Origin of the sequence: Phreatobacter sp., assembly GCF_051860605.1 — a bacterium.
In the GTDB taxonomy this organism is placed as follows: domain Bacteria; phylum Pseudomonadota; class Alphaproteobacteria; order Rhizobiales; family Phreatobacteraceae; genus Phreatobacter.
The window spans coordinates 1-14,639 of sequence record NZ_JBHYDR010000015.1; the positions used below are offsets into that span (position 1 = coordinate 1).

General features: G+C 59.0%; 10 protein-coding genes. 6 read left to right on the plus strand and 4 right to left on the minus strand.

Annotated features, from left to right (window positions below; genetic code table 11):
* On the plus strand, positions 1–766 hold a 766-nt coding region (locus ACTIFS_RS20315), incomplete at its 5' end, for an acyltransferase family protein (RefSeq protein ID WP_439575947.1).
* A gap of 231 nt (positions 767–997) precedes the next feature.
* Here ACTIFS_RS20315 and ACTIFS_RS20320 read toward each other — a convergent pair.
* The gene (locus tag ACTIFS_RS20320) at positions 998–1,426 is read right to left on the minus strand and encodes a hypothetical protein (protein WP_439575948.1); all 429 of its coding nucleotides are present in this window, start codon (positions 1,424–1,426) and stop codon (positions 998–1,000) included.
* Between the two features lie 449 nt (positions 1,427–1,875).
* Between ACTIFS_RS20320 and ACTIFS_RS20325 the strand changes: the two genes are divergently transcribed.
* Positions 1,876–2,139, plus strand: a complete 264-nt coding sequence (locus tag ACTIFS_RS20325; protein WP_439575949.1) for a helix-turn-helix domain-containing protein — start codon at positions 1,876–1,878, stop codon at positions 2,137–2,139.
* Here the strand turns inward: ACTIFS_RS20325 and ACTIFS_RS20330 are convergent.
* Genes ACTIFS_RS20330 through ACTIFS_RS20340 form a run of 3 tightly spaced genes read right to left on the minus strand, consistent with a single transcriptional unit; the run spans position 2,136 to position 6,165 of the window.
* The gene (locus tag ACTIFS_RS20330) at positions 2,136–5,315 is read right to left on the minus strand and encodes a hypothetical protein (protein ID WP_439575950.1); all 3,180 of its coding nucleotides are present in this window, start codon (positions 5,313–5,315) and stop codon (positions 2,136–2,138) included. The two genes, ACTIFS_RS20325 and ACTIFS_RS20330, sit on opposite strands and share 4 nt — an antisense overlap.
* On the minus strand, positions 5,312–5,680 hold the full coding sequence (locus tag ACTIFS_RS20335) for an HNH endonuclease signature motif containing protein (protein WP_439575951.1): 369 nt from the start codon (positions 5,678–5,680) through the stop codon (positions 5,312–5,314). Before ACTIFS_RS20335 ends, ACTIFS_RS20330 begins: the two co-directional genes overlap by 4 nt.
* Before the next feature lie 11 nt (positions 5,681–5,691).
* Positions 5,692–6,165, minus strand: a complete 474-nt coding sequence (locus tag ACTIFS_RS20340) for a hypothetical protein (protein WP_439575952.1) — start codon at positions 6,163–6,165, stop codon at positions 5,692–5,694.
* Positions 6,166–6,349: 184 nt separating this feature from the next.
* Here ACTIFS_RS20340 and ACTIFS_RS20345 point away from each other — a divergent pair, with 184 nt between their 5' ends.
* From ACTIFS_RS20345 to recA, 4 genes are all read left to right on the plus strand, one after another.
* Entirely contained in the window at positions 6,350–7,264 is a 915-nt protein-coding gene (locus ACTIFS_RS20345) for a hypothetical protein (RefSeq protein ID WP_439575953.1), read from the plus strand.
* Positions 7,221–8,357 (plus strand): CRISPR-associated endonuclease Cas1, encoded by a 1,137-nt coding sequence (gene cas1 / locus ACTIFS_RS20350; RefSeq protein ID WP_439575954.1) that lies wholly within the window; start codon positions 7,221–7,223, stop codon positions 8,355–8,357. Before ACTIFS_RS20345 ends, cas1 begins: the two co-directional genes overlap by 44 nt.
* A gap of 212 nt (positions 8,358–8,569) precedes the next feature.
* Positions 8,570–13,180 (plus strand): hypothetical protein, encoded by a 4,611-nt coding sequence (locus ACTIFS_RS20355; RefSeq protein WP_439575955.1) that lies wholly within the window; start codon positions 8,570–8,572, stop codon positions 13,178–13,180.
* 334 nt (positions 13,181–13,514) lie between these two features.
* On the plus strand, positions 13,515–14,594 hold the full coding sequence (gene recA, locus ACTIFS_RS20360; RefSeq protein ID WP_439575956.1) for a recombinase RecA: 1,080 nt from the start codon (positions 13,515–13,517) through the stop codon (positions 14,592–14,594).
* Positions 14,595–14,639 lie beyond the last annotated feature (45 nt).

Consider the following 14,639-nt stretch of genomic DNA (forward strand, 5'->3'; position numbering starts at 1 on the left):
CATCTTCATGGCCTCCACCAACGATGTTGGCGCCTACTGGCTCGCCCCAACCTGGACACTCGCGCTGGAAGAGCAACTCTACATCCTGCTGCCGCTAGTCTTCTTCCTGCTGCCGCGGCGGCTGTGGTTGGCTACCTTCCTTCTGGTCGCCGCGGCCGCAGTGGTGGCGCGTGTCCTAGTCTTCGGCGCCGGCCTTGCCAACAGCAACTGGGGACTCGTCGTCTTGCCGACGCGCGGCGACGTGCTAGTGGCAGGCGTCATCGCAGCGATCCTCTTCAAGCACCACAGTGCCAGCCTAGCCCGCTACGACCTGACGTTGAGGGTGTTGCCCATTGTGCTTCTGGCCGCGACCGCCATCACCGGGCTGATCGATCCTGGCGAGCGTCGTCTCTTTAACATCGTCGGTCCGCTCTTCGTATCGGTCGCCTGCGCCGCGTTTCTGCTCGCCATCGCGCGCGGCGCACCGGAGGGTCGGCGGTTTGAGAGTCCGTTCCTCTACTTCTTCGGTCATATCTCCTATTGCGTCTATCTCACCCATCTAGCAGTCCTAGGTTTGATGCACGGACTGATGCTTGGGCTGAAGCCGGGCCTTGGCTCGCCAGCACAATGGGCGATCACCGTAACCGCGCTGTTCGTTTCGGTCTTCGTAGGCTGGGCCATGACCCGCTTCATGGAGGAGAAGCTGACGAACTATGGCCGTTCATGGAAATGGAGTGTCGAAATGCGTGGAGAGCGGGCCGGCAGCGTCCCGCAGGTGAGCCGCTAGATTGCTGGTCCTGATCGAGCAAGATTGCCCTCCAACGCCTCGGGGTGGCTCAGACTTGAACGTGACTTCATTGCAGTTGCGCAATCCGCGGCGATTGAGCTATTCGCCGAGCCTTGGACGGGTTTATGGCAAATGCTCAGGTACGGTCCCCCCGCCTTTGTCCAGCCTTGAGTTCGCTAGGATGGTTGACGCGCCTGCCCCGAGGTTGGCTCGGCATGATGTAGGCTATCATCAAAGGCCGAGCCGGCGCGCATAGGCGGGCGGTTGCGTCGGCCTCAGAAAAGCGCCGACGAACCCATGCTGCGGCATGTAGACGGGCCACATGAACGGCGAGCAGCCGCCCGAACAAACCTCGATCAGCCGCAGCGCACCGGTTGGTTGAACGTAGTCCAGCAGCAGCTTCGTCCCGACGCGGATTGCCGAGCAGCCAGGGGGTAGCTGCTGGCCTCCCATCCAATCGGCGAATGCGTTATGGAGACGAGGGATCAACTCCGGATCGTCCTGGGCTGCGCTGCATCCAAGCATGGGGCGCGTCACTTCCATCCAGATGTGCTGTTCGGCTGGATTCGGCAAACGCGCACCCGCATCGGCAAGATATTGCGCGCCGGCCACCTGTGTTGATGCGATGACGCCGATGAGAGCGATGACCGTTGCGCGCATGGCATCCTCTTGCCGCTCAGAAGGTTGGCTCGCAGCGATTGTCGCTGTGCTCTTCGCTGGTTTCTGCTCTGGGCGAGAGGTTGATTACTATGAGCCCGATCGCGAACAGGGTGATACTTGCCCATAGAAAAAGTGGCTCGTAGGAACCTGCCCCATCATTCACGCTGCACCCGCGACAAACCCGCAGGGGCCATTGCTCGTGAACAGGTATTCGGATGGGGGCGTTCCTCGTTCCCCGAGAAAGCGGATGACGTTCAGGTAGAACCAGTACCAGTACGTGACAGAGGCAGCCGATCCGAGGCCCCCGACGACAGCCAGCAATTGCCCGAATGCCCTGACGGTCATGCCTTCCGCTGCCCCCAAGAGACGCTTTGGCTCAATGGGATTCAAGCAAAATATGTGGGCGTTAGCCAGTGGTTTGATTGCCTCCAAATTCGACCTCGTGGGGCATGGATGGCCGCACGATTCTCAGCTTGAATTTGCGCCGAATTCGCGTGGCGAAGGGGGTTTCGCAGGAGCGCCTCGCGTACGATTCCGGCATGGATCGCTCTTATGTCAGCGGTATTGAGCGTGGTGTAGAAAACCCCACGATTGATGTGCTCGACCGATTGGCATTGGTGCTGGAAGTTCCGATTGGCCAATTGTTCGTGACTCCCTCGGGCAGAACGCCGCCCGAAGGGCTCCGCAGGGGTCGGAAACCCAAAGAAGACTAGACGCCATATTCCGTCCGGACGCGTTCCCGGAATATGAATTCTACCCGTGTCATTTGTTCTTCACTCATGTCGCGCAGGCCGGTCGCGAATTTGCGCAAGTTCGACGGGTCGCTGCCGAGCCATTTCGCGGCAGCCGATAATCCGACATCGTCAATCGCCGACTTGACCATCTGCCGCAGGGAGCGAGTGCGCTGGTTTTTTTCCAGCAGCACCGTGCGCAGTCTTGGTATACCCCGCTCAATGGCGTTCAGCACTTGCGGCGCAATGGCCTCGAAATCCCCCTTGCACAGTTTACCGACACAGCCGCGTGAAATTCCAAGGTCCGCCGCAACACGGCGCTGACCCAATGCTCGGACCATATTGCGAACTTCGCTGAGCAGTTCGGTGAGGCCAAGCCGACCTAAACCGTAATTGACCTGAGCGTCCGGCTGCAAACCCATAAAATATTGCTCTTCGAGCCGGTTTGCCTCTTTGCCAATATGACGAATTCCGGCGACTTCGACGTTCCGGCGTATGGTTAAACCGCGGTCGAGATAATCGCCGTTCTGGAATTTCATTTCCGGGCGCAAATGGTATTGCGCCAATGTGCTGCGATAGGTCTTCAGATATTGCCGATCGATGGGCCGCCCATTGACGCGGTCGAAGCTGTTTCTTGCGGCGTCCTGCGGATTTCTGGAATAGGGAGCAACTGGCCGCAGAGACAATGTCACGGTCCCGATTTTCCGCTTCGAGCCGGGAAACGGCGGTGGATCAGGTTTCCAGACAATATTTTCCGCCTGGAGTGCCAGCAGGAAATTGAATGGTTTGACGCTCTCGGCGTAGCTATTCCCGCGATTGAATTCTGCGAACATTTTGTGGAGCGAGGGGGTCGTCACCGCGTAACGGCTGACGGCGGGGTAGTTCATGTTCTGATGGAAATTCAGCCGCACTTGCTCTGGATGAGGGCCTTTTGCGGCGTTGATGATTTCCAGCCAGAGATCGTGTTGCCAAGGCAATATGCCCGGTCGGTGGCGCGCATCTTCGGCATCGTCGCGATCGCTGAATTCCCGCCGCTCATAGGGTGGAAGCAAATGGCCGAGCCCATGCAGCGAGGCCTTTCGGATAATCGCGGAGCCGGAGGCATTTTCGTTGAAGAGGACGTAGCGCTTCGACGAAATCGCCAGGCACATGAGCGGCGCCAGTTCGCCGGTGCGGAAATCGAAATTCGCATCCTCGATTTTGAAGAGCGGTCCCTTGACCGCGTAAGGGTTCAGCGGCTCGAACCACGCGCAGACCCGTTTTGCGGTTTCGTAAAACTGCCCCTCTGTCATGGTCTTCGGTCTGATCAGGGCCATGCTGTCGGTATCGCAGAAGCACCAATCGAGGCCGGCGCTGAGCGTTTGGCGCTCGGCAAGCGCCAGCATCAGGCGCGCTGCACCCGTGATCAGCGTTGCTAGGAGCGGGTGAAAGTAGGAGCCGGCCTGTTCGATGGCTTGTGTTTTGACTTGAAAGACGCCGGCGGACGGCGAATAGCATTCGACCTCAGTCGGCTCTTCGAGGTCCAGCACGTTGAGTTCGATGAAGATGCCGTAGCTCGTCGAATTGGCGAGAAGCTTGATGGCCATCTGCTGAGCTTCCAGCCCGTTCGCCTCTGCGCCGGTCGCCTGCTTCATGCGGGCCTTGACGGCACTGCGCTGATCGATCGCTGAGCGGTAGAAGTCTCCTCGCGCGGGATCGACCACGAAATCCTGCGAACCACCGATCGCGACAGGTTCCAAGCCCGTCTGTTTAGCCTTCGGCTTGAAGGTAACGGCCTGAATGATCCGCGGCGTCTTCCCGCTCAGAAATTTCGCAGCGACGCAATCGGCGAGGGTGAACCAGAGCGGCTGCTGGCTGTGAAGGTGATTGAGGCCGATGGTCGCCTGGGCGTCGTCGCTGTACTGGGCACGAACGGGGAAGATTTCACCGTCCGGCAAGACCTGAACCAAAGTTGTCAGCTTTCGCCAGGTCGGCTGCCTTTGAAAGTCGGCCTCCGTCACCCTGTCGAGCCACTCTTGCGTCCGCTCGGTCGTGTCGCTCCAGTCAACACCGGTTGCGATGACATAGCGCCAGAGCCCCATCAGGGTGCAAACAGTCGGGTACATCGACAGGAAGTCGCAATAGAGGACCTGCGCGATGTCCCGCCGCAAGTGAACTTCGGCTCGGCCGCCGTAATAGGTGCTCATGATGATGCCGATCAGGTCGGGCGAGAAATCCGGCTGCACCTTGCGCCAGGGCCGGATATTCATTTGCTTGAGATAGGCCTTGCCGAGGCTGGCCTCTGAGAGGATGCGGTGAAGGGGGGTGCTGAGCCGATAGCCGCGGTACTTGTCTCGGAGCGCCTTGTAGGCCTGCCAGGTGGTCTCAACGTCCTGATCGGCATAGGCGATGTAGTCTGCCGTCAGCCTGTCGCCGTGTTCGTCGGTCTTCCCTTTTCTGGCGTCCGTGCCGAGAAACTCGGCGAGGTCTGCCAGCGAGAATGAACGGCTCAGAAGCGCGGCCGCGATCGTTTTGACGTCGACGAAATAGCCGCGTCGGACCGGCGCTGCGATCTTCTTGCGCCTCATGCTGCGGGTATCGCGCCGCTCGCCTGTTGCAGTCCATTGGATCAACGAGGCCTTCGACGACAAACTCTTGATCCGCAGGTTTGGCAAATGCGGATCGGCGGTCAGCTTCAACGAAAAGCCGCCCTTCATGGTACCCCGGGCCGGCGAGGCATGGATGGCTAGGCGCGAAAGATCGAAGGGCAGGTTGAACCCAACCACCGTCGCATCGAGGTCATAGGCGATCCCAAACAGTATCTTCGTCACAAACTGCCGGACAGGCATCACTTGGATATCGGTTCCCTCGGCCGTTCTTTTCAGCAGCGCAATTTCGGTGGCTGTCATGGCGTCGGGATCGAAGAAGCGGCCCCGTTCCACGAGCTGGTCGCCATGTCGAATCTGGTACGCGCCAAACCGCAAGCGCTGCCGATGGTCGACGGTGGTCTCTGTATCGAAGATTAGCGTCCATTCGGACGGTTTGCTTGGCGGGGGAGGCGGCTTGCGCGTCGCCTTCTTCTTCCCTGAAGAAGGCTTGGCCACATAGCTACGAATAGAGATTTCGAGTCGATCGCGATCTTGGCTGCCGAGGGCTTGGCGGGTGACATGTTTGTTCATGACCGATCCCCCTGTGCCTTGGAGGAATGACCCTGAGCCAACAGATGGCGGCCGAATTCCTGGAGCTTCTTGATCAACAGCTCAAACAGGTCGGCCAGCCCGAGGAGGAAATAGCCGATCCGTTCTTCGCGCGTAGTTTCCCGATCCGGCACACGCGGTTGATCGAGCTGCGCATCGCTGAGCTTCTGATGGCAGTTGTGGCATGCGAAGACGGTTGCTTCGTCGTGCTTACGCCCGGCGATATGGTGAGCCTCCAGGCATTTCGGAAAATCCTCGCCGCAGACGACGCAGCGCGGGTTCCGGTCCCCCAGTCTCGTCAAAGCCTTCTGGCGACGCCGTTCAGCGTTATGGCTATCGCTGCTCATGTCTAATCTCCTTACGTTTGATGTGAAATGCGATAGACGTGCTCAAAGCCGTCGCCCCCCATCGCCGCGAGGCGGTAGAGCGCGTTGGGGCGGGTTTCGAGGAGGTGGGTTCTGCCCATCACATCCCCGACGGATGCGCCGGCAAACGGGGCAAGCAACGAGGCGTCATTCGTTTCGAGAAATTGCTTAACGGCCTGTCGGTGGCGATAGACGAGAGAGGCCGCTTCAAAACCGCGAACCTCCAGCTGCACAACGCCGTTGCTGGTGAGCGCCTGGACGTTTCGTGGGCGTTGGTCTGAGATCACCCACGATCGCGCCTGGCGGGCGGCAATGGCCTCGTCGCGAAGGAACCGGCGAAACCGCTCCGCGGACACTTTGGCTTCAGCAGCGGCCTTTTGGGCATTGCCCTTGGCGCGTAAGATGCGAAGAGCTTCCTCAAGCCGATCGCGGGCGTCCTCAGAGTCGCGCGGCTTGCGGAGAGGCACTTCGCCGGCCTTAGCGTGGCCGCGTGCCTGAGACCGCGTCAGGCCTCGGGATAGCGCACGCTCGATGCGGCGGCGGTATTCAGCTCTAAAATCCCTTGGCATCGCCAGCCCTCGTGGTGCTGGCGGCTATAGATTCCCGCTGTCGCGTGATTCTTCATACACTTCCGGCGGGAGACATAAACCCATGGGTCTGACGCGGAATGATCTCGTCGAGATCGCGCGGCGAGAAGTCTCGAATTCGGGTGGGCCGCCTGTTTCTGAACGCACGATCCGCGATTGGGTAGACGAAGGTTTATTGCCGAGGGCCGAAGCCCGAGGGAGAGGGCGAGGTAGAAGCCCCGATTGGGTTTATCCCGATGCAGCAGCCGACCGCCTGGTCGCCATCATCAGGATTAGGCGTTTCGGCCGGCACCGTACTGACTCACTCCGGCTTCAGCTGTGGTCGCGAGGTCATGACTTTCCAATTCACGAAATCATGGACGCGTTGCAACGCGAGTTTGAGCGTTTCGTCAAATTCTTCCGACGGATGGCGCGCTGGAACTTCGATCACCGGGAGGCGCGAAACAGCTCGATTCAGGCGATCCGGAATTACCGTCAGTCGCTGGGAGAACTCGACCCGGACATCGCGTCAGTCGGCATCCAGTTCACTCGGGAAGCGCTGCTCATCACTGGCTCGTTCGTGATCAACGGAAGCCTTGAACCCCATACACGCAGCAAGGCTTGTCCGAGCTCGCAGAGCGACTGGTTAGAAAAAGTCGTGGGAGGATCGGCTGGCCTGTTGGCTTTGGACGATGAAGATGAGGGCAGCGGTCTGGAGCGCCTGTTATCGTTGTCCGAAGAGCAGCTTTTGCAGGGGCGCACTTGCTTTCAGCTTATCGAGTCTTGTTTTGGCATTTGCGGAGCCCTGGCGGGGATTCACATCCCAGTGCTGGCTGATAAGATACGCCTGCTTGAGCAGAAAATTCTCAATACACTCTACCGGCCCGAATGGCACACACCGTTCCTTGCAGCGTGCATTCTGATAGCGCCTCAACTGATTTCGGAGATTTTGCGGGATGACGAGCAGGACGAAGAAGGCACATCAACAACCGAAAACTGACGACGTTGAATGGGTAGAGCGCTCAGGTTACTGGCTCGAAAAGTGTGCGCTCAAAGTGGGCAAGCAAGTTCGGAGCCTTGAGCCTAAGCCCATGGTGCTGAATGGACATGGGGTCTCGCTTCGGATCAACCAAGGCTGCCTGCTAATCCGAAACGGCTTCACGCACTATCCGCAGCAGCGCGAAGAGCACCGTCTCTTTCCGGGCGATCCGAATCTGCCCGAACGCATCGTGCTTCTCGAAGGGTCGGGCGCGCTGACCTTTGACGTGCTGGACTGGCTATCAAGGCAGGGCATTCCGCTGGTTCGCATCGATTGGCGCGGCAACGTCGTCTGTGCGATTGGCGGCAACGGGTACGCGGCCAATCCCTATCGCGTGCAGTGGCAGCTCGAAACGAGGGCTGACAATGACAAGCGTATGGCGTGGTCCAATGCCTTGATCGCCAGGAAGATCGAAGGCTGCATCAAGACCCTTGAGAAGGTCATCCCGAAATCGCCGGCATGGGAACTGGCGATGAGGCGCGCTTATGCCGACCTCACCCGCTTGGAGCTTGATCCGCCGAGGGACATTCAAACCCTTCGTACCATCGAGGCGAACAGCGCCGCCCGCTATTTCCGAGCCTGGAGGTCGATACGGCTCAAATGGCAGGGGACCGGCAATCGCCCGATCCCTGAGAGCTGGCGAACCGTTGGAGCGCGGACCTCACCGTTCGGGATCGCCGGCAATCGAAATGCCGGGCACCCGGTGCAGGCCTTGCTCAACTACGCCTACACCGTTCTGCAAAGCCAGGTGCACATCCAGGCGGTAAGGGAAGGCTATGACCCTACACGCGGGATTATGCATGAGGCGTCGCCGGGTGCCACGCCGTTCGTATTCGACGCGATGGAGCCATATCGGGCCGAGGTCGATCGCGAGATCATCGGCCTCCTTAAGCGGGAGCCGCTGCATGCGGGGGATTTCATTGTTCGTGAGGACGGCATTTGCCGGTTGAATCCTCAACTCGCAAGAGCCGTGGCTATGCACGCTCAAACCGGCCATCGCGCTGTGTCCTCAGATATCGATGCCCGACGTGGGAGCTTCGACGGCCTGACTTAGGCAGCTCAATGCCTGTTCGCGCCTATCTATACGGCACCCGATAGCGGACATGCAGCTTCGACCCCTGGCCACCCCCCTGGCGCCGCGCCCCGGGCACACCTTCGATTTCGCGCTCGTTAGTTTCATTTTGACTACGATAAATACGATTACTAGGTATGATTTCGATGTTTATTATTCTCTCGGCACATCAGATGTAGGGAACGGTCAAGGACATGGTTGCAGCCGACCGAAGCCAAGCCGAAAATTTACGCGCTGCACTCCTGGCACTCCCACCTTCAGGGTCCGGCGGTTTCGAGGGCCTTCTAGGCATCATCCTGGGCCGCCTGACCGGCCAATCATTTCGCCTCGCCACATCGGGTGCGCAGCGGGGCCGCGATGGGGATTCCGCCTTCGATGGAGGCGCCACATACTTCGAAGCCAAACGCTATAGGGACGAGGTTATCAAATCAGATATTGCGAGCAAGTTCTTTGACCTTTGGAATGACGATGCGGGCAAGGTTGATCTCTGGATTCTTGGCGCAACGTGCGAAGTTGGAGCTCAACTCGCGACAGACATCAGAAAGATGGCGGAGGGGGCGGGTATCGGCGTTGCGATCCTGGATTGGTTGGCAAATGACCTTGGTGCTCTGCTTGTAGGTGTTGCGGCTACTCCCGAAGAATCCAAAAACTTCATTCGACAGAGGCTCGCGGGGACAGATCACGCCCGACTTATCGATGACGCTCTGGAGGCTATTGATCATTTTCGCCGACATGAAGACTTTCCGAGTCGGCTTGAAACGCTCCAACACGCGCTATCCGCGGAAGTTTCAGGACTTGGCCAAGCCAAACAGCTGAACCGTACTTGGCTGAACGGAGTTTTCAGAAGCCGGTCGCGGGCCCGTGTCACGTTCGGTCAGCCCTTGGCTCCGCTCGATACGTCCGGTCTTGAAACCGCATCGCGGAGAGAAGAGGAAACCCTGAAAGGAGCGGTTTCCGGTCGCCCTTCCGGGGATCTGTACGCGGTGATTGGTGAAGAAGGCGTAGGGAAGTCATGGCTTCCTGTGACAGCCTGGCTGTCCTGCGACCCACAATCGATTTTGATTGTCTGCCCAGCCGACAAGGCGGTGCGTTCGGACCCAGCGAGTTTCGAAAAATTTCTGATTACCCAGTTGATCCAGAGCACTGGCGGGGAAGAGACGAAAATCGCAGAGGTACGATGGTCCAGACGCCTCAGAGCGTGGCGTGCCGATCCCCAGCCGGAGAACGTGCGGGTGACGCTGGTTATCGATGGTCTCAATCAGGTGCACGGAGCGAACTGGGGGGCGTGGCTTGACGCAGCTGCTGGCGCTTTGCGCGCCATCGGAGGCTGCATCGTTGTCACCACGAGGTCCAATCACTGGAGCCGGCTGCGCAGATCGTTGGTTTCAGGAGTCAGGCAGATCGAGGTTCCGATCTGGACGGAGACCCAGTTGGCATCTCTTTTGCTCAAAAGCGGGATCGATCCAGCAAATGTCCACCTAGATGTTCTGACATCGCTCAGGAATCCGCGAATACTGAGTCTCGCGATTGAACTGGTGGGCGCCAGAGAAATTGAGCGTGTCAACGATCTGAGGGTTGATCGACTCATGTTCGAGCATATGCGACGGGCGGAGAGTATGGGCGTTGCTCCGCTGTCGGGGGCTGACTTTGCCGTGTTGCTCTCAGGCCTGGCCAAACAGGTGCTCGATCGCAGAGTGGAACAACAGAACGATGATGTGAATCTCTTCGACCTGCGGGTGGAGCCTGATTTGGAGGCTGTGGCCACCTGCCGCTTCTTCGAGGCTGTTCCTCGCCAACCCTCACGTTACGGAATCAATGCTTCGGGCTTGAGGTTGGGTCTAGCCCTATGGCTGGTGGACGCTCTCGAGCGGGAGCTTCGTAACGGAAGAAACCCTGCCGAGCGACTTGGAGCGATTCTGGAGCCAGTCAGCGCACTCGATGAAACAGCCCAGATTGCGTTTCTGGCAACACAGATCGCTTGCCTGGACGAGGAGGTCAGTCGAGAGGTTCAGGCAGCGTTGCTGGTGCACTTCATTTCGCTCCAGAACCTGCCCGATGGTGACCAGTTGGTGTTTTTTGATCTGGCTCGAAAAGCGCCGACCGCGTTTCTCGATGCTATTGAGTATGTGGATACATCGGAAGGATACTTCGCTAATGCCAGTTGGCTCCTGAATGGATTGCTGAACTCTCGCGACGACAAGGCCGTCTGGCCAGCCATTGAGACTTCGGCGCGGCGGTGGTTGTCGTGGTATTCCGTATCACCTGAGCGAAGGATGTTCCGCGTTCGTGGGCAGGGCACACCCGAGGAGATCGCGCAGGAGCGCGAGAAGCGCGAGGCGGAGATCAAAAGGAAACTCGGTGACCTCACACCAGTGGAACGGGTGTATATCGACACAAACCTCGTCGAAAGCCCCCGTCCGCACTTCGATCCACTGCACCGGACGACCTTCTATCTACTGGCGGGAAAGCCATTGACCAGTTTCGCACCCGAGTTGGTGCGGTGGGCGTTCTGCGACGCCCTCAATCCGGCAATACAGGCTCCGGATAAAGAGTTCCGGCAATTGATCCGGTTCAACCAACTGGACTGGGCCGATACAAGAACAGCGCTGTTGCGGGAACTTGAGGGTTTCCATGGCAACTCATCCATCGTAGGCAACTGGGCCAGGGTTGAGGTATTGAGGGCTACTGGTGCTATTGATGACGCGGCTGTCGCCAGTGAGCTTGTTGACTGTTTGACGAGGGATCGTGACCGACGCCCAGGATGGTCCCTGATCGAAAAATACTGTGCGACCGATCCATGCGATCCCGACGCGCCTAAGCCCGACAACGTGGAGGCGACCGCGTCCTCTTACCGGGACATCGATCCTGCGACGATTGCCAATCACAACGGCCAGACCAGCAAGGACCATTTTATGAAAATGGCCTGTGCGGGTGTGGCACGTTTTTACCTTGAAGATGCCATTGCGGCGCATCGCGCGCTGGCTAGTCACGCCCTGGAGCGAAATGGACACTCACTTCGGTACGCCATGTTCCGGCTTCGGGATCACAGCGCGGCCCTGAACAAGGATCAAGCTGACCGCCTGCTTGCGGCTGGTTTGGTAAGCACTGCCGGTAAAGACGCGGACAAATCTGAGCGCGATGAATGGATTTCCGCGCAGTATTCCATTCTTCTTGCCCTGCCGCATCTAGCGCCAGATGAGCAATTGGAAGCGATTGCGAACATCAGGTGCGAGAACGTCTTACTGGATTTGGCCCGGGCTGCTTTGCCAGCGTCACGGGGGGCTGTCGAGAGAACACTGATGCGAGTATCGAAGGACGATGATACGGCGTCGGTGACGGCGGTGCTGGCTACCATTCTTTGGTCTGGTGCCCCATTGTCCGAGGCAGCATTGGAGCTGATCAGAAGCTTTCTCAGTTCAGGACGCAGCTCTGTGCGTGCCTATGCGCTTGCAATTGCCGCTTGGACTGGGAATGGCGACCTCCTTCGGGCGGTGGTCAAAAGCGATTGGAGAGCTAGTGCTCTGAGGGAAGAGAAACATAGCTATGAGGCCTGGCATGGCTCATTTGCGCTTTTGAAGGCTGCTGAACTAGGCTTGATTGAGGTCGACGAAACATTGGATCGCATCGCCGCCGATCACTACGGTTTCGCAGCGGCGTTGTTGGGAGAGCGCGGTGCGTCGATAGTGGCGGCGAGTGTGGATGCAGCCCTAACCGCGTCGTTGAGATATACTGCCGTTTCCGATCTTCCCGAGATCACTCTGGACACTCCGGAGGCGTTGGACAGGCACCCTCCGCTAGTCTCCTTGGCCGAATCTATGCCCCCTCAGGGCATTCATGCGCAGCTTGATCGCTGGCAAGAGACCGAGGCGGCATTTGATGCGCGACAGGAACGCATGAGCGAGGCCTTCCGGCAATTCAAGAACGAGCTGTCGAGAGCCGATGCGATGCTCGTGCTGTCCGACCTCACGTTTGAGGGCATGAAGTCTCTGACTAAGGTCAATCCGAGCCTCGCCCGACGATGGCTGGGAATGCTGGCCTCGGCTCCTTACCGCCAGTTGCAACACCTTCATCAGTTTGCAGCTGAGCTGGCGATTGCGGCGGTGGCATTGGATATGCCTGGGGCTGATACTTTGTTGAACCGCGTTCTGTCACTCAATCCAACCGTGCATTGGGTTCAGGGCAAGGCAAAATCTCCTTCCATCATTCTGGCCTTGTGGCGTGAAGCCGGCAGCGCGCCATTGCGCGCCATCTGCAAGCGCCGCCTTGTGGCGGCAAGGTCTGATGCCGAGATTGCTATGGAGGTGAACGCAGCTTTTTTTTCGGGTAGGCATGAACTGGTTGCCGAAGTGGCGGACGAGCTTATCGCTACCGACCAACCAGCCAACATCTGTCGAGCCCTGATGTTGTCCGGCTACTCGGACGCGACCGATCATGCAGAAGCGATCATCGCTCGTTATGAGGAAACCAAGGGATTTATCGGCATGGCGCATAAGACCGCCAAAAATGCCTATCAGCGCAACGGCTGGGCACGATTCTGGTTTGAACGGATGCGGTCAGCAGCGGAACCGCAGGACTTCTGGCAAGCGTCGGTTCTTTTCCTGAAGGTCGTGGATGCCCGCTTCGATATTTGGGAGACAAAACTGGGAGCGGGCACCGATACGTTTGCATCCTTCCGTTTGACAATCCGCAACGGGATTCAGCGCCGGATTGAGAAATGGCAGCACAAGCGCAAAGATAAGCTATTTGGGAGCGGTGTGCCTGAACCCATCTTCTTTGGTTTTGAAAAGATGCGTGGATCGTCGTGAACTCAAGATAGCGAGACGACCTGCACCGACCTCTCTGCTTTAGTTGTAAATTTCTAGGCCAATCTAAACCGATATTTTGTCCGGATATAGGCGAAAGAGGCCCATCAGTTACCCAGGCAAACACCTGCAGATGTAGTCGACGTCAACAATGGGCCCGATAGCGGGCATTCCATAAGCCCAAACGATTAACTGGTCAAAAGCGGCCCGTCTGGCCTCCCGTCGCAATACCCCGGGCGGAACAAAAAAAGAACTTGCGAAAAAGAACAAACCATGTACAGTCGATTTATCCCCCGAATGGGGCGGAAGCCCTTGCCAGCCTTGAGGAGGCTCAGCCATGAGTCAGGCCGCACTGCGACTCGTCGAAGGTTCATCCATGGACAAGACCAAGGCGCTGGACGCCGCTCTCTCCCAGATCGAGCGCGCCTTCGGCAAGGGCTCCATCATGCGGCTCGGCAAGAACGAGAAGCTGATCGAGATCGAAGCCATCTCGACGGGGTCGCTGGGGCTCGACATCGCGCTGGGCATCGGCGGCATGCCGCGCGGCCGGGTCGTGGAGATCTACGGACCGGAATCGTCGGGCAAGACGACGCTGGCGCTGCACACCATCGCCGAGGCGCAGAAGGGCGGCGGGGTCTGCGCCTTCATCGATGCCGAGCACGCGCTCGATCCGGTCTATGCGCGCAAGCTCGGGGTCAATCTCGACGACCTGCTCATCTCGCAGCCCGATGCCGGCGAGCAGGCGCTGGAAATCTGCGACACGCTGGTGCGGTCGGGCGCCATCGACGTGGTGGTGGTCGATTCGGTGGCGGCATTGACCCCGCGCGCCGAGCTCGAGGGCGAGATGGGCGACAACCAGCCCGGCATGCAGGCGCGTCTGATGAGCCAGGCGCTGCGCAAGCTGACCGCCTCGATCTCCAAGTCGAAGACGATGGTGATCTTCATCAACCAGATCCGCATGAAGATCGGTGTCATGTATGGCTCGCCCGAGGTGACGACGGGCGGCAATGCGCTGAAGTTCTATGCGTCCATGCGCCTCGACATCCGCCGGATCGGTGCGATCAAGGACCGCGACGAGGTGGTCGGCAACCAGACCCGCGTGAAGGTGGTCAAGAACAAGCTCGCCCCGCCGTTCAAACAGGTGGAGTTCGACATCATGTATGGCGAGGGCGTCTCGAAGGTGGGCGAACTCATCGACCTCGGCGTCAAGGCCGGCGTTGTGGAGAAGTCGGGGGCCTGGTTCTCCTATGACTCGCAGCGTGTCGGCCAGGGCCGCGAGAACGCCAAGACCTTCCTCAAGCAGAACCCCGACATGGCTGCCAAGATCGAGGCGGCCATCCGGCAGAATGCCGGCCTGATCGCCGAGAAGATTCTCGGCGAGGTCGAGCCTGACGGCGATGCGGACAGCCCGGACTGAGGCCGCACTGGCCGGGCGGGCGCCCTATCGGGGCCGGGTCAGAAG